15 protein-coding genes are annotated in these 14,352 nt (G+C 72.5%); 8 read left to right on the top strand and 7 right to left on the bottom strand.

Annotation, left to right across the window (positions count from 1 at the left end; translation table 11 throughout):
- Positions 1–206: 206 nt before the first annotated feature.
- The 3 genes from ML5_RS14965 to ML5_RS14960 all read right to left on the bottom strand — a co-directional run bounded on the left by ML5_RS14965 (position 207) and on the right by ML5_RS14960 (position 3,212).
- On the bottom strand, positions 207–572 hold the full coding sequence (locus ML5_RS14965) for a WhiB family transcriptional regulator (protein WP_013288404.1): 366 nt from the start codon (positions 570–572) through the stop codon (positions 207–209).
- A gap of 132 nt (positions 573–704) precedes the next feature.
- A complete protein-coding gene (locus ML5_RS31535; protein ID WP_013288405.1) occupies positions 705–959 on the bottom strand; it encodes a hypothetical protein in 255 nt (84 codons plus the stop codon).
- 129 nt (positions 960–1,088) lie between these two features.
- Positions 1,089–3,212, bottom strand: coding sequence for an ATP-dependent DNA helicase UvrD2 (locus tag ML5_RS14960; protein WP_013475249.1), 2,124 nt, complete (start codon positions 3,210–3,212; stop codon positions 1,089–1,091).
- Positions 3,213–3,303: 91 nt separating this feature from the next.
- On the opposite strand from ML5_RS14960, the gene ML5_RS14955 reads away from it, so the two are divergent.
- A complete protein-coding gene (locus tag ML5_RS14955) occupies positions 3,304–3,546 on the top strand; it encodes a mycoredoxin (protein ID WP_013288407.1) in 243 nt (80 codons plus the stop codon).
- Positions 3,547–3,604: 58 nt separating this feature from the next.
- Here ML5_RS14955 and ML5_RS14950 read toward each other — a convergent pair whose 3' ends face one another.
- Entirely contained in the window at positions 3,605–4,858 is a 1,254-nt protein-coding gene (locus ML5_RS14950) for an MFS transporter (protein ID WP_013475248.1), read from the bottom strand.
- A 203-nt stretch (positions 4,859–5,061) separates the two neighbouring features.
- On the opposite strand from ML5_RS14950, the gene ML5_RS14945 reads away from it, so the two are divergent.
- The 3 genes from ML5_RS14945 to ML5_RS14935 all read left to right on the top strand — a co-directional run bounded on the left by ML5_RS14945 (position 5,062) and on the right by ML5_RS14935 (position 6,819).
- Complete coding sequence (locus tag ML5_RS14945) at positions 5,062–6,042, top strand: helix-turn-helix transcriptional regulator (protein WP_013288409.1); 981 nt, start codon at positions 5,062–5,064, stop codon at positions 6,040–6,042.
- A gap of 71 nt (positions 6,043–6,113) precedes the next feature.
- On the top strand, positions 6,114–6,353 hold the full coding sequence (locus ML5_RS14940; protein ID WP_013475247.1) for a DUF397 domain-containing protein: 240 nt from the start codon (positions 6,114–6,116) through the stop codon (positions 6,351–6,353).
- Positions 6,354–6,549: 196 nt separating this feature from the next.
- Positions 6,550–6,819 carry a hypothetical protein gene (locus tag ML5_RS14935; protein WP_013288411.1) on the top strand — a complete coding sequence of 90 codons (270 nt, stop codon included), beginning with the start codon at positions 6,550–6,552 and terminating at the stop codon, positions 6,817–6,819.
- Between the two features lie 483 nt (positions 6,820–7,302).
- Here ML5_RS14935 and nudC read toward each other — a convergent pair whose 3' ends face one another.
- From nudC to ML5_RS14920, 3 genes are read right to left on the bottom strand one after another with little or no spacing between them, the layout of a single operon-like run.
- Positions 7,303–8,250 (bottom strand): NAD(+) diphosphatase, encoded by a 948-nt coding sequence (nudC, locus tag ML5_RS14930; protein ID WP_013475246.1) that lies wholly within the window; start codon positions 8,248–8,250, stop codon positions 7,303–7,305.
- Positions 8,247–9,575, bottom strand: a complete 1,329-nt coding sequence (locus tag ML5_RS14925; protein ID WP_013475245.1) for a pitrilysin family protein — start codon at positions 9,573–9,575, stop codon at positions 8,247–8,249. Before ML5_RS14925 ends, nudC begins: the two co-directional genes overlap by 4 nt.
- On the bottom strand, positions 9,572–10,882 hold the full coding sequence (locus ML5_RS14920) for a pitrilysin family protein (RefSeq protein ID WP_013475244.1): 1,311 nt from the start codon (positions 10,880–10,882) through the stop codon (positions 9,572–9,574). Before ML5_RS14920 ends, ML5_RS14925 begins: the two co-directional genes overlap by 4 nt.
- A gap of 148 nt (positions 10,883–11,030) precedes the next feature.
- Here ML5_RS14920 and ML5_RS14915 point away from each other — a divergent pair, with 148 nt between their 5' ends.
- Genes ML5_RS14915 through ML5_RS14900 form a run of 4 tightly spaced genes read left to right on the top strand, consistent with a single transcriptional unit; the run spans position 11,031 to position 14,190 of the window.
- Entirely contained in the window at positions 11,031–12,092 is a 1,062-nt protein-coding gene (locus ML5_RS14915) for an ABC transporter substrate-binding protein (protein WP_013475243.1), read from the top strand.
- A complete protein-coding gene (locus tag ML5_RS14910; RefSeq protein ID WP_013288416.1) occupies positions 12,089–12,868 on the top strand; it encodes an ABC transporter ATP-binding protein in 780 nt (259 codons plus the stop codon). The genes ML5_RS14915 and ML5_RS14910 overlap by 4 nt, the downstream gene beginning before the upstream one ends.
- Positions 12,858–13,742, top strand: a complete 885-nt coding sequence (locus ML5_RS14905; RefSeq protein ID WP_013475242.1) for an ABC transporter permease — start codon at positions 12,858–12,860, stop codon at positions 13,740–13,742. The genes ML5_RS14910 and ML5_RS14905 overlap by 11 nt, the downstream gene beginning before the upstream one ends.
- A 4-nt stretch (positions 13,743–13,746) precedes the next feature.
- Complete coding sequence (locus ML5_RS14900) at positions 13,747–14,190, top strand: Rrf2 family transcriptional regulator (RefSeq protein ID WP_013288418.1); 444 nt, start codon at positions 13,747–13,749, stop codon at positions 14,188–14,190.
- The last annotated feature ends 162 nt before the right edge of the window (positions 14,191–14,352 follow it).

Raw genomic sequence — 14,352 nt, 5'->3', positions numbered from 1 at the left:
CCGCATGGCGACGGTACGGGCGGAACGGGTTGCCTCAGTGCTCGTGGTGGTGCGACCGGCCTGAGGCCGGCGCATTCGGGCCCTGGACAACGCTTCGTGGAGTAGTTGCATCTCGAATCCGTTCGGCAGGTTCATCATCAGGGTTTCTCTCTCAGGTCGGCCGGTGGAGGGACACCGGCATCGGTCGGTTTCGGAACGTAGGTTTGTCAGGCTGCCAGCCGGACGGAGCTACGCGACTCGGACAGCCCGCTGGCCGCCAGTCGCGCCTCCGCCTCGACCCGGAGCTGCGCGTCACGGGCGAGGTCCTCCTTGCGCGGACGGCCACGGGGCCGCTTGCGCGGGACGACCGCGCCACGCTCGAAGATCTCGCCGCCCCAGACGCCCCAGGGCTCGGCTCGCTCCACCGCCCCGGCCAGGCACTCGACGCGCAGCGGGCAGTCCCCGCAGAGCGACTTGGCCAGCTCGAGCTCGGCGGGCGAGTCGGAGAACCACAGGTCGGGGTCGAACTTCCGGCAGGGCAGGTTCGCCTCCACGTCGACGCTCACGTCGAGGGGGGCCAACGCCAGACTCATCCTCCGGTCACCTCTCTCTCACTTCGATCTCGTGGATCGCATTCCGACGTACTTCGGCGGGACAAAAAACTGAGGCCGCGGATCCCGGTATGCGGGTTCCGCGGCCTCGAGGTGAGCCGGTGGTCTGATGGATCAGACCGGTCTACCTCGAGGTGGAACACCGCGGACATCCGTGCGCTTCTTGGCGCCATCGATGCCCTTGCCCGCGAAGCCACTGGTCCCCTCGACTCCGGCGATCGGCGCAACGGTCAGGTTCAGCTCGGCCTGAACCGGGACCTGGTGCACCTGCGGAGCCGACGGTCGAGCGGCGAGGGCCACCCGGACAGCCGACAGCGGAGCGACGGCAGACGGCATCGCCGCAAGACGCTCATAGGTGAAGATCTTCATTGGTGCCACCTCCCTACTCTCCTCGTGCCGACCGTGGACTCATCCCCTTTGAGCAGCCAGAACGGCGCCGCTCGCGAGGTGTGTCATGAGGCTATTCCTAGCCCTCGGGGGAGGGCAAACGATTTACGGCTAGTTTTCAGAAGTTTTCTGTGGGCAGACCTCGTCCACCGTGGCGCCCGCCACCAGGGCGAGCACCGTATCCCCGTAAAGCCCGACTTTTCGGGGCCCGATCCCGGCGATCGCCACCAGTTCCTCGGTGCGGCCGGGCTTCCGCTCGGCCAGCGCGGTGAGCGTGGCGTCGGTGAAGACCACGTACGCCGGCACCTTCTGCGCGCCCGCCACCCGCTGCCGCCACTCGCGCAGCCGCTCGTACAGCTCCTCGTCGATGTCCGACGGGCAGGTCGGGCAGCGGCCCAGTTTGCGGTCCGCGCCGGCGAGCAGCGTGGCGCCGCAGATCCGGCACGAGACCACCTGCGGCCGGCGCCGCTCGGCCCGCCGCGCCGGCCCGCCGCCGCCGGCCCGCTCCCCGCCGCCGGACCGGTCGAGCTGCGGCAGGAACCGCGAGGGCCGCCGGGCCCGCCCACCCGGCGAGCGCGCGGTGGCGTACGACAGCCAGAGCCACTCCCGGGCCCGGGTGATCCCGACGTAGAGCAGCCGCCGTTCCTCCTCGACCTGCTCCATGGTCTTCGCGTACGTGGTGGGCAGCGTTCCCTCGGCCAGCCCGACCAGGAACACCGCGTCCCACTCCAGCCCTTTCGCCGAGTGCAGCGACGCGAGCGTCAGCCCCTCGACTGTGGGCACGTGCTGCTGGGCGGCCCGCCGGGCGAGTTCCTCGGTGAACCCGGTCAGGCCCGGTTCCTCCTCGGCCTGCGCCGCGTACTCCTCGGCGAGCTGGACCAGCGCGGCGAGCGCCTCCCACCGCTCCCGCGCGGCGCCGCCGGGCGGGGGCGCGTCGGGCGCCCAGCCGACGGCGGTGAGCGCCTCGACCACGGCGGCCGGCAGCGGGGTTCCCGCGTCGGCCGACCGGGTGGCGGCGCGCAACGCGATCATCGCCTGGCGCACCTCGGGCCGCTCGAAGAACCGCTCCGCACCCTGGAGCACGTACGGCACCCCGGCCTCGGAGAGCGCCTTCTCGTACGCCTCGGACTGCGCGTTGGTGCGGAACAGCACCGCGATCTCCCGCGCCGGGGTGCCGCCCGCCACGAGCGCCCGGCAGCGGGCCGCGACCGCGTTCGCCTCGGCCGGCTCGTCGGTGAAAATCCGCAGTTCCGGTTCCGGGCCGGGCCGGCGCTGGCCGTGCAGCTCCAGCCGTAGCCGCGCCTCGGTGCCCCGGGCCTGCGAGATCACCGCGTTGGCGAGCCCGACCACCTGCGGTGTGGAGCGGTAGTCGCGGACCAGCCGGACGACTGTCGCGCCGCGGTGCAGGCGGGGGAAGTCGACCAGGTACGACGAGGTGGCGCCGGTGAACGAGTAGATCGTCTGGCTGGCGTCGCCGACCACCGTGAGGTCGTCCCGGCCGCCCAGCCACGCCTCCAGCAGCCGCTGCTGGAGCGGGTTGACGTCCTGGTACTCGTCGACCACGAAGTGCCGGTACTGGTTGCGCACCTGCTCGGCCACGTCCGGGTGCTCCTCGATGCCCCAGACCGCGGCGCGCAGCATGTCCTCGAAGTCGATCACCCCGTTGCCGCGCTTGAGCCGCTCGTACGCGTCGAACACGTCGGCCACCCGGGCCGGCTCGTACGGCGTCTCGCGCAGCGCCTTGGCCGCGGCGACGACGTACTCCCCGGGCTCGACCAGCGACGACTTGGCCCACTCGATCTCGGCGGACAGGTCCCGCGCGGCGGCCCGGTCGGCGCGCAGGCCGACCTTGGCGGCGGCGAGCGTGACCACCCGCACCTTGCTGTCCAGCAGCTCCGGCATGGCCCGCCCGGCCAGCAGCCGGGGCGCGAAGTAGCGGACCTGCCGCAGCGCCGCGGCGTGGAACGTGCGCGCCTGCACACCCTGCACCCCGAGCACTGTGAGACGGCTGCGCATCTCGGCGGCGGCGCGGGCGGTGAACGTGACCGCCAGCACATGCCGGCCGGCGATGTCGCCGGTCAGCGCCCGGTACGCGATTCGCGAGGTCACCGCCCGGGTCTTGCCGGTGCCGGCGCCGGCCAGGATGCAGACCGGACCGGCCGGAGCGGTCACCGCGGACCGCTGCTCCGGATCCAGCCCGGCCAGCACCCGTTCCGCCGCTGAGTGAACGCCCACAGCAGGGAATCATCCCAGCATCGTGTGACGTTGCAGCGGTTAGCCTGGCCTGATCGGACCGGGCGCGAGCCACCCCTTGGAGGACCAGACCATGCTGACGATGTATTCCACCCCGTGGTGCGGCTACTGCCACCGGCTGAAGTCGCAGCTCGACCGGGAGGGCATCGCGTACGAGGTGGTCGACATCGAGCAGGACCCGACGGCCGCGGACTTCGTGATGGGCGTCAACGGCGGTAACCAGACCGTCCCGACGCTGCGCTTCGCCGACGGCAGCGCCCTGACCAACCCTTCGATCACCCAGGTCAAGCAGCACCTGGCCGCGCTGCCCGGCTGATCCGCCCGCGACGCCACGAGCGGCCGCACCCGATCCGGGTGCGGCCGCTCGCCGTCGTTCAGGAACCACCGCGGCTGAGCACCCCGTCGTCGGCCGGCTTCCGGGGCGCCGGGATCCGCACCGGTCCGGCGACCGGCATGGTCAGCCCGCGCCCCCGCCACAGGTAGAGGCCGGCCGCCGTGGTGACCGCACCGACGAGGGCGAACAGCAGCCGGTAGTCGAACACGCCGACGAGCAGCGCGCCGGTGCCGATGGAGAGCGCCTGCGGGCCGCTGACCAGCGCCTCGGACGCGGCGGTGACCCGGCCCAGCAGCCGCGGCGGCGTCCGCCGCTGGATCAGCGTGTTCAACCCCACCATGGTCAGCGGCAGCGAGAGGCCGGCCAGCAGCAGCGCCACCACCCCGAGCCACAACCGGGGGTACGCGAGCGCCAGCGCGGCCGGCCCGAAGAACGTCACGCCCGCGGCGAGCGTGCCGACCTCGCCGAACCGGCGGACCACGGCGGCCGAGAACAGGCCGCCGACCAGCCCGCCGACGCCCTGCACCATGACCAGCACGCCGACGAACGCGGCGTCGCGGTGCAGGCCCAGATCGACGTACGCGAAGATCAGCGACTCGGTGAAGCCCATCACCAGCGAGCCGAGCCCGTACCCGAGCAGCGCCCGGCGCAGCGCCGGCTCGCCGGTCAGGTGCCGCAGCCCCGCGCCCAGCTCGGACGGCCCGCGCCGACCCGGCCGTGACGGCGTGCTCTCCTCCACGCGCAGCCGCCCGACCACCGCCGCCGCGACGAGGAAGCCGGTCATGGCCAGCAGGACCAGCAGCCAGCCGCCGACTGCGGCGTAGACACCGGCCCCGGCCAGCGGCCCGATCAGCCGCAGACCCTGCCGGACGGTCTGGAGCAGTCCGTTCGCGTCGGCGAGCAGATCGGGCGGAACCAGATGCCGGATCAGTCCGTTGAGCACGGCGGTGAGCGTGATGTACGAGAGTCCGTAGAGCGCGGCGACCACGTAGATCACCCAGACGTCGGACCGGTCCCGGACCGTGAGCAGCGGACCGAGCAGCACTGCCGCGACCAGGTTGGCGGCGATGAAGAACTGTCGCCTCCGGTAGCGGTCGACCACCCAGCCGACCAGCGGGGCGAGCGTCATCGGCGCGATGACCGCGAAGATGGTCGCCCCGGCCATGCTGTCCGAACCGGTCAGATCCTTGACCCAGACGGCCAGGGCGAGCAGCAGGACCGACTCCGCCGCCATGCTCGCGACGAGCGCGGCGAACAGGAGACGGAAGTCGGGGCGGCGCAGGACGGTGCGCATCGGTTCCCTCCGGCAGGGGTGCGCCACCAGGGCGCGTCGGGGGCGGGCGCTGGTGAAGACACCCTCCACGGTCCTCTTTTTGTCTCGTGACACGCCCTTGCCGGAACCTCCGACGCCGGTCGCGCCGTCCATACTGACCGTGGGGGGCGAATTTCATACAGTTACCGTCGCGTCAAGCGACGGTCGACGGGAAAGAGGACGCCGTGCCTCCTGCCGTACCAGGCCCGATTCTGCGCCGTCGTCGACTCGGCATCGAGCTGCGTCGGCTCCGCGAACAGGCCGGTCTGACCGGTGACCAGGTCATCGAGCGGATCGGCTGGGCCTCCGCATCCAAGTTGTCCCGTCTGGAGAACGGCCGCAGCCGTCCCGACCCGGACGACGTGGACGTGTTGCTGACGCTCTACGGCGCCGACGAGGAGCAGCGCGCGGAACTGACCGGGATCACCCACGAGGCCGGTGACATGCGCGGCTGGCTGCGCAACTTCCCGGTGATGACCCAGCAGCAGCGCGCCTTCGCCGAGCTGGAGGCCGGTTGCGCGGAGATCTCCGAGTACAACCCGGTGCTGGTGCCGGGGCTGCTGCAGACGCCCGGGTACGCCCGGCACCGGATCATGTCCGCCGCGCAGGTCGCCGCCGAGGCCGGCGACCCGGAGACCGAGGATCCCGAGACCGAGGTACGCGCGCGGCAGGCCCGCCAGTCGCTGCTGACCCGCTCCCCCGACGTGCCCCGCTACACGGCGGTGCTGGAGGAGGCGGCGCTCGGCCGCCGTGCCGGGCCACCGGAGGTGCTGCACGAGCAGCTCGTCCACCTGTGCGAGATGGCGCTGCTGCCGAACGTGACGCTGCGCCTGCTGCTGCGGGACACCCGGGTCGGTGACTGGTACCTTCCGCCGACCGCGTTCTCGGTCTACCGGTTCGCCGACCCCCTCGATCCGGAGACACTCGCCATCGAAGGTGGGTTCACCGACGTCATGTCGACCGAGGTAAACACCCTAAATCGCTATAAAGTGGTGTTCGAGTGGCTATGCTCGTCGGCGCTCTCCGCATCGGACACCCTCTCCTGGTTGATCGAGGCGACGGGACGGCTGACCGGCACGGCAGTCGAGTCCACGGTGGCGTACGGGCCGGCAACGGCGCCGGCCCAGCGACGCCGGGACTCGGGGCGCCTCACCACGGAACGGTGATCCGGCACGGACACCGCCCGCGCTCCGGCGTCGCTCGGACCCATCGGAGCACCTCACCAGGAGCAAGCACCATGAACGAGATCCACACCAGCACGACCGCCCGCTCGGGACGGCTCGCCGGCGCCGCCTGGCGCAAGAGCACCCGCAGCCAGACCTCCAACTGCGTGGAGGTCGCGCCGCTTGACTCCGGGCCGGCCACAGTGGCGCTGCGGGACAGCAAGGACCCGAGCGGACCGGTCCTGCTGTTCGACCGGGCCGGATGGCTCGGCTTCCTCGCCGGAACGAAGAGCGGTCAGTTCGATCTGGACTGATCCGGCGATCCCCGGAGGGCCGTCGGCGTGCGCCGGCGGCCCTTCGCGCGTCCACCCCCGACAACGGTGCTGACCTGGGATCCCCCGATCGGTCGAGCTGGCGCGTTCCCCTTGCCGGGCTGTCACATCGGCGTAACATGACGCGGGAGTGACGTGGAAGTTCCAGCGTGTAACCGCCGATTGTCCGGGGGACACCATGCGGTTCCTGATCGTCCGCACCGAGATCCGTACCGCCGCCGACGCCGACATCGCCGCCGCCTGGGCCGGCGGGGGCCGCCTGCGGGACGAGACGAGCACGCCGGAGCCCCGCCGCCAGGTCGTCCACGCCGAGGACCGGGACGCCGCGCTCCTGCTCGCCCGCGCACTGTCCGCCGTCGGTGCGGTACGCACAGGCCGACACCGGGTCAAAGTGCTGCCGATCGAGGAATCTGCTCCCGGGCACCCGTACCGCTGGGACGGTGGATGACCGGACGCTGACGTCCGTCGTGGCCGGACCGGCCTCCCCCGCCGTTTACCCGCCTCACCCGGCCTCGACGGCACGTGTTCCCGGCCCGCGACCGTCGCGGCAACGACGGTCCGGGTCGGGGCCGCGCCCCACCCCCGTTCCACCCGGCCGAGGTCCGCCCGGCCCAGGTCCGCCCGGCCTCGCCAGTTCGGGGAGGTGGCTGTATCCCACCGCCCTCGACCACACCACTTCCCCGAACTGGTGCCACCCACCAGCCCGAAACCCGCCAACCCGACCGCGAGTCCCGCCGCACTCACCCGGCGGTGGCACGACCACCGAAACCCGGCCGACCCACCAGCTCGGCGAAGTGGCGGCATCCCACCCACCCCCACCCCGCCAGCTCGGCGAAGTGGCGGTAATGGACCGGCCTCGACCACGCCACTTCCCCGAACCGGCGCCGCCGCACCGACCGAAACACGGCAACCCGACGAGGGCCGGGCCGGGTCAGCAGTGGCCGTCGAGCCAGCGGTGCACCAGGAACAACGCGATCGACGACGGCGGCGGCAGGACCAGCCGGTCTCCCCCGCCCACCGGCACCGGCTCGCCCGCCAGCGCCGCGCCGATCTCCCGGCGGGTGAACCACCGCGCGTGCGCGATCTCGGCCAGGTCGACCCGGATCGGCGCGTCCGCGTCGGCACGTGCCAGGAAGCCGAGCATCAGCGAGCCGGGGAACGGCCAGGACTGGCTGCCCACGTACGCGATCTCCTCGACCGGGACGCCCACCTCCTCGCGGACCTCGCGCAGCACGGCGGCCTCGGCCGACTCGCCGGGCTCGACGTATCCGGCCAGGCAGGAGTAGCGGCGCTGTCCCGGGGTGCGCGGCCAGGTCGCGTTGTTGCCGAGCAGGCAACGGCCGTCCGGGCCGTCCACACCGTCGTGCACCAGCACGATCATGGCCGGATCGGTACGCGGCCAGACCCGGCCGCCGTCCGGGTCGATCCGCGACCAGCCGGCCTCGTCGGCGCTCGTCGCCTTGCCGGTCGTCGACGAGTAGCCGTGCCGCAGGTGCCAGTTGAGCAGCGCCAGCGCGGTGGTGAACAGGCCCGCGTCCCGGTCGGTCATCAGGTGGCCGACCTCGCGCAGGTGAGCCGGGCGGGTGTCCGGCAGCGCCGGCAGCGGCCCGTCCACCGCGAACACGGGTACGCCGTCCGGCTCGACGCCGAGGAACATCGGCACCGACCGGGGCACCTCGGGCAGCTCACCGGGGCCGACCAGGACCAGCTCCGGCGGGGTAGACGCGCCCCGGACCAGCGCCCGCCCCTCGGCGGTGGAATCCAGCACCAGCACCCGGGCCCGTTCCCACGCCTCGGTCAGCCAGGCGGGATCGGTACGCCGGTGCGCGGCCCGGTCGAGCGTCGACCGGGCCAGCGGCGGGTCGGATTCGCCGCTCATGCCGATTCCGTACGCACCGGTGTCAGCGCGGCGAGCGAGTCGGCCACCCGTTCGGCGTCGCCGAGCACGACTGTGACCGCGCGGGCCGGGGCCAGGTAGCGGGCGGCCACCTCGGCCACGTCGTCCACTGTCGCGGCGGCCAGCCGGGCGGCGTGCTCGGCGAGGAAGTCCAGCCGCAGCCCGTTGCCGGCGTACGCGCTGGTCAGCGACGCGAGACCGGCCTGGGTGGACATGCCGAGCTGGAGCGTGCCGAGCGCGTACTGGCGGGCCTGCTCCAGCTCGTCGGCCTTCGGCGGCACCGTCGCCAGGCGGCCCAGCTCGTAGTTCGTCTCCACCAGGGCCGCCGCTGTCACCTCGGTGGCCACCTCGGCGCCGGCGACGAGCAGCGAGCCGGCCACCGAGTGCTCCACGAGCGAGTGCGGCCCGTACGTGTAGCCCTTGTCCTCGCGGATGTTCTCCACCCAGCGGGAGGAGAAGTAGCCGCCGAAGATCAGGTTGGCGAGCTGCAACGCGGCGTGGTCCGGGTGGGTGCGGGGCACGGCCGGCAGCGCGAGTCGTACCGAGGACTGCACCGATCCGGGCCGGTCGACGAGCAGCAGCGGCCCGGGTTCCAGCGGCGGCGCGGGAGGCAGTTCGGCGACGTGGCCGTCACCGCGCCACCCGGACAACGCCTGCTCGGCCGCGTCCAGCGCCCGGTCCGGCGCCACGTCGCCGACGAGCACCAGCACCGCGCCGGCCGGATGCACCCGCTCGGCGTGCAGCCGCCGCAACGCGGCCGGGCGGACCGCCCGCACCTGGTCCGGGTCGGGCGTCTGCACCGCGTACGGGTGCCGGCCGTACACCCGCTTGAGCAGCGCGGTCCGGGCCAGGTGCGACGGCTGGCTCTGGGCGACCTGGATGCGGTCGACCAGCCGGTCCCGCTCGGTCTCCACCCAGTCCGCGGGGTAGGTCGCATCGGTGAGCACCTCGGCGAGCAGCTCCAGCATCCGGTCCAGGCCGGTGACCAGGCCCGCGCCGGAGAGCATCAGCCGGTCCGGGTCGAGACCGGCGGTCAGCCCGCCGCCGACCTTCTGCAACTCGGCCGCCAGCTCGGTGGCGCTGTGCGCCTCGGTGCCGGAGAGCATGGTCTGCGCCAGCATCGCGCCGCGGGCCAGGTGGGTGCGCCCGAACGGCATCCACAGTCGCAGCTCGACGAGCGGTACGGAGGAGCGGCGTACCGCGATCACGGTGAGGCCGTTGCGGAGCGTGCGCTCGGCCTGCTTGGGCACCTTGAGGCGGCGGTTCGGGCGCAGCGCCGGCAGCGGCCGGACGGTGGTGGTGGTCATCGGGCACCTCCGGGAACGACCTCGACTGCCGCGCGGCGCTCGGGCCGCAGGGTGGCGGCGGCGGCGCGGACCTGTTCCTCGGTCACCTCGCCGACCAGCCGGGGCAGGTCGTTGAGCAGGCCGGGTTCGCCGCGCTGCTGTTCCAGCACCGCCATCCGCAACGCGCGGCCGAGCACCGCATCCGTGTCGCGCAGCAGGTGGGTGGCCATCCGGGCCTGGGTACGCGCCAGCTCCCCGTCGGTCAGCCCGTCGGCCGCCAGCCGGTCCAGTTCCTCGTCGACGGTGCGCAGCACCTTGTCCACGTCGCCGCCGGGCGGCAGGTGGGCCTGGAGCAGCAGCGCGGTGGGGTCGCGCACGTCGAACGGGTCGCCCATGAAGCCGAGGTACCCGCCGAGGCCGGTGACCGACCGGTCGCGCTGCACCAGCCGCTCGACCAGCCGGGAGGCGTCGCCGTCGGTGAGCACCTCGGCCAGCACCACGTAGGGCAGGTAGCCGGCGAAGTCGCTGATCGGGTCGGGCACCCGCCACGCGCCGGCCACCGCCGGGAGCGGGGCCAGCGCGTCGGTGTACGTGCTGCGCCGCTCGGCGGTCAGGTCGGGCTCGGCGAAGTCGGGCCGCTGCGGGGCGGGCCGGGCCGGCACGTCCCCGAAGTGCCGCTCGATGAGCGTGGTCGCCTCGGCCACGTCGATGTCGCCGCTGACCGCGAGTACCGCGTTGCCGCTGGCGTAGTAGCGGCGGAAGAAGTCGGCGGCGTCGGCCACGGTGGCCGACTCCAGGTCGACGAAGGAGCCGTAGCCGTCGTGCGCGTTGGGGAAGGTATCGAACATCACCGGGGGCAGCGTCAGCCAGGGGAACCCGCCGTACGGCCGGTTCAGCACGTTGACCCGGATCTCCTCCTTCACCACGTCCACCTGGTTGCGCAGGTTCTCCTCGGTCAGCCGGGGGCCGCGCATCCGGTCGGCCTCCAGGAACAGCGCCCGTTCCAGTGCGTTGGCGGGCAGCGTCTCGAAGTAGTCGGTGTAGTCCAGGTGGGTGGAGCCGTTGAACGTCCCGCCCGCGCCCTGGACGTGCCGGAAGTGGGCCAGCTTCTCCAGGTTCTCCGAGCCCTGGAACATCAGGTGCTCGAAGAGGTGGGCGAACCCGGTGCGCCCCTCGGGCTCGGAGCGGATGCCGACGTCGTAGACCACAGCCACCCCGATGACCGGGGCGCTGCGGTCCGGCGTGAGCACCACGCGCAGGCCGTTGTCGAGGGTGAACCGTTCGACCGGGTACTTCGTCGCTGGGATCTTCGCTCTCCGCGTCGGCACGAGATCGACACTAGCGCCTCGGTACCGGCTCTACCGCCGGTGTGCCCTGGCCGAACGGTGGACTGTCGCGGGACGGGACTTGACGCCGGCGGCCGCTTGCCCCACTCTTCCTACCAACTAAATAGGAATACTGCGGATTGGACATTCGATGAGAGGGCTTCCCCTGCGCCGCCTGGTCACCCTGGCGACCCTGGCCGCCGTCGGCGCGGCCACGCTCGGCACCACCGCCGCCTGCGGCGAGGACAGCGACGCCGCCGCCGGATCCGGCCCGGTGACGCTGCGCCTCGGCTACTTCCCCAACATCACGCACGCCCCGGCCGTGGTCGGCGTCGAAAAGGGGATCTTCAAGGAGAAGCTCGGCAGCGACGTCGAGCTGGACACCAAGACGTTCAACGCCGGCCCGGCCGCCATCGAGGCCGTCTTCTCCGGCGCGCTCGACGCCACGTACATCGGCCCGAACCCGACAGTGAACGCCTTCTCCAAGTCCAAGGGCGAGGCGGTCCGGGTCATCTCCGGCGCCGCGTCCGGCGGCGTCGCGCTCGTGGTCAAGCCCGGCATCACCTCGGTGGAGCAGCTGCGCGGCAAGAAGATCGCCACCCCGCAGCTCGGCAACACCCAGGACGTGGCGCTGCGCTTCTGGCTCAAGGAGAAGGGCCTGGAGACCACCAAGGAGGGCGGCGGCGACGTCAAGATCGTGCCGCAGGAGAACGCGCAGACGGTCGAGACGTTCGGCAGCGGCGCCATCGACGGCGCCTGGGTGCCCGAGCCGTTCGTCTCCCGGCTGGTGAACGCCGGCGGCAAGGTGCTCGTCGACGAGCGTGACCTCTGGCCGGACAAGAAGTTCGTCATCACCAACCTGCTGGTCAGCACCAAGTTCCTCAAGGCGCACCCGGACGTGGTGAAGAAGCTGGTCGAGGGCCAGGTCGCGGCGAACGAGTTCGTCAACACCAAGCCGGACGAGGCGCAGCAGGCCATCTCCGACCACATCGGCAAGATCACCGGCAAGCCGCTGGACCTCAAGCTGATCAAGCAGGCCTGGCCGACGCTGGAGTTCACCAACGACCCGATCCCGTCGTCGCTGAAGACCGGCCTGGACCACGCGGTCGCGGTCGGGCTCACCCAGCCGGTCGACCTGAACGGCCTCTACGACCTGAAGTACCTCAACGAGGTGCTCAAGACGCAGGGCAAGGCCGAGGTCAGCCAGCCGTGACGTCGACGAGCACGACCCCGCGCAGCGCGACCGGCTCGGTCGCGCTGCGCGGCGTGACCAAGGTGTACGGCCAGGGCGAGCAGGCGGTCCTGGCGCTGGACGGGCTGTCGCTGGACATCGCGCCGGGCGAGTTCGTCTGCATGGTCGGCGCGTCCGGCTGCGGCAAGAGCACGCTGCTCAACCTGGTCGCCGGACTGGACCGGGCCAGCGGCGGCGCGATCGAGCTGGGCGAGGGCGTCAACCCGGGACTGATGTTCCAGGAGCCGGCGCTGTTCCCGTGGCTGACCGTCGAGGGCAACATCGAGGTGCCGCTGAAGCTGCGCGGACTCCCCCGCGACCAGCGCAAGGAGCGGGTGGCCGAGCTGCTGCGCACGGTCCACCTGTCCGAGTTCGGCCGCAAGCGGCCGCACCAGCTCTCCGGCGGCATGCGGCAGCGGGTCGCGCTGGCCCGCACGCTCGCGCTGGAGACGCCGGTGCTGCTGATGGACGAGCCGTTCGGCGCGCTGGACGCGATGACCCGCGACATCCTGCACGACGAGCTGGAGCGGATCTGGACCGAGCGCAAGCTCACCGTCCTGTTCGTCACGCACAACGTGCGCGAGGCGGCCCGGCTCGCCGACCGCATCGTGCTGCTCTCCAGCCGGCCCGGCCGGATCATCTACTCCACCGAGGTCGCCGTGCCGCGCCCCCGGCGGATCGACTCGCCGGAGGTCTCGGCCATCGCCGCCGAGGTCACCGACCGGCTGCGCAAGGAGGTGGGCCGGCATGGCCAGTGACACCCTCACCGGGTCGGCGCGTACGGACGCGGAGATCTCCGGACTCGACGCGCTGGAGATCGCCGGCCGGGAGAAGGGCCCGTCCCGGGTACGCCGCCTGTGGTCGGCCACCTGGCCCAAGTTCGCCGCGCTCGCGCTGGCCGTCGCCATCTGGCAGGCGGTGGTCTGGTCCGGATGGAAGGAGCCGTGGGCGCTGCCCGGCCCGGCGGTGGTCTTCGGCGACCTCGGGGACTACCTGCTCAGCTCGGCGCTCTGGGAGGGCCTCGCCACCACCGCCCGGCGCGCGGCGGTCGGGTTCGCCGCCGCGGTCGCGGTCGGCCTGCTGCTCGGCCTGGGCGTGGCCCGGGTCAAGGTGCTCAGGGCCGCGCTCGGCTCGATGATCACCGCGTTGCAGACCATGCCGTCGATCGCCTGGTTTCCGCTGGCCATCCTGCTGTTCCAGCTCAGCGAGCAGGCGATCTTCTTCGTGGTGGTGCTCGGCGCCGCGCCGTCGGTCGCCAACGGCGTCATCCACGGCGTGGACTACGTGCCGCCGCTGCTGGTCCGGGCCGGCCGCAACCTCGGCGCCCGTGGGCTCAACCTCTACCGGTACGTGATCGCGCCGGCCGCGCTCCCCGCCATCGTGGCCGGGCTCAAGCAGGGCTGGGCGTTCGCCTGGCGCAGCCTGATGGCCGGTGAGCTGCTGGTGGTCATCGCCACCCGCACCTCGATCGGCGCGCAGCTCACGTACGCACGCGAGCTGAGCGAGGCACCCCGCCTGATGGCCATCATGATCGTCATCCTGGTCGTGGGCCTGCTCGTGGACACCGCGTTCGGGGCCGCCGACAAGGCGATCCGCCGCCGCTGGGGCGTGCTGGACCAGGCCGGCAACTGACGTCGTGTACATCTCCGCGCGCGCCGACTACGCGCTCCGGGCCATGCTCGCCGTCGCCGACGCCGCCGTCACCACAGGCGACCCGGCGGCCGGCGGCGGCGAGCTGGTCAAGGCGGCGAGCCTGGCCGAGAGCCAGGGCATCCCGCTCAGCTTCCTCCAGGGGATCCTGCTCGACCTGCGGCGGGCCGGACTGCTGCACAGCCACCGCGGCACCGAGGGCGGGTACGCGCTGACCCGCCCGCCGGACGAGATCAGTGTGGGCGACGTGCTGCGCGCGGTCGGCGGCGCGATCACCAGCGTCCGGGGCATTCCCGCCGACCGGGCCGGCTACCACGGTGTGGCCACCGGCCTGCGGGACGTGTGGCTGGCGGTGGACGGCGCGATCGCCCTGGTCGTGGACCGGACCACGCTCGCCGATCTGCTGAGCGACCGGGCCACGGCGCCCTGACGCGCGTCCGTCACGGGGCCGGCGGCGGGACCGCATGATCGCTGTGCGGAAGCCCAGGGCGACGCGCCCGGCCGGTCGTCGGCCGCAGAGGCATGACTCCCGGCCGATATGACTCTGGGGCATATTTATGCCTGAGGGTCATATCGGTATCTCGGCATCGTC

The organism is Micromonospora sp. L5 (genome assembly GCF_000177655.2).
Classification (GTDB): domain Bacteria; phylum Actinomycetota; class Actinomycetes; order Mycobacteriales; family Micromonosporaceae; genus Micromonospora; species Micromonospora aurantiaca.
Note: the sequence above shows the minus strand (reverse complement) of the source record. Positions and strands in the feature narration are given on the sequence as shown.

Coding starts and splice junctions, on each gene's coding strand:
- ML5_RS14955 (WP_013288407.1), top strand. CDS start 3,304: ATGCTGACGATGTATTCCACCCCGTGGTGCGGCTACTGCCACCGGCTG.
- ML5_RS14905 (WP_013475242.1), top strand. CDS start 12,858: ATGGCCAGTGACACCCTCACCGGGTCGGCGCGTACGGACGCGGAGATC.
- ML5_RS14965 (WP_013288404.1), bottom strand. CDS start 572: ATGAGTCTGGCGTTGGCCCCCCTCGACGTGAGCGTCGACGTGGAGGCG.
- ML5_RS14940 (WP_013475247.1), top strand. CDS start 6,114: ATGAACGAGATCCACACCAGCACGACCGCCCGCTCGGGACGGCTCGCC.
- ML5_RS14950 (WP_013475248.1), bottom strand. CDS start 4,858: ATGCGCACCGTCCTGCGCCGCCCCGACTTCCGTCTCCTGTTCGCCGCG.
- ML5_RS14915 (WP_013475243.1), top strand. CDS start 11,031: ATGAGAGGGCTTCCCCTGCGCCGCCTGGTCACCCTGGCGACCCTGGCC.
- ML5_RS31535 (WP_013288405.1), bottom strand. CDS start 959: ATGAAGATCTTCACCTATGAGCGTCTTGCGGCGATGCCGTCTGCCGTC.
- ML5_RS14925 (WP_013475245.1), bottom strand. CDS start 9,575: ATGACCACCACCACCGTCCGGCCGCTGCCGGCGCTGCGCCCGAACCGC.
- nudC (WP_013475246.1), bottom strand. CDS start 8,250: ATGAGCGGCGAATCCGACCCGCCGCTGGCCCGGTCGACGCTCGACCGG.
- ML5_RS14935 (WP_013288411.1), top strand. CDS start 6,550: ATGCGGTTCCTGATCGTCCGCACCGAGATCCGTACCGCCGCCGACGCC.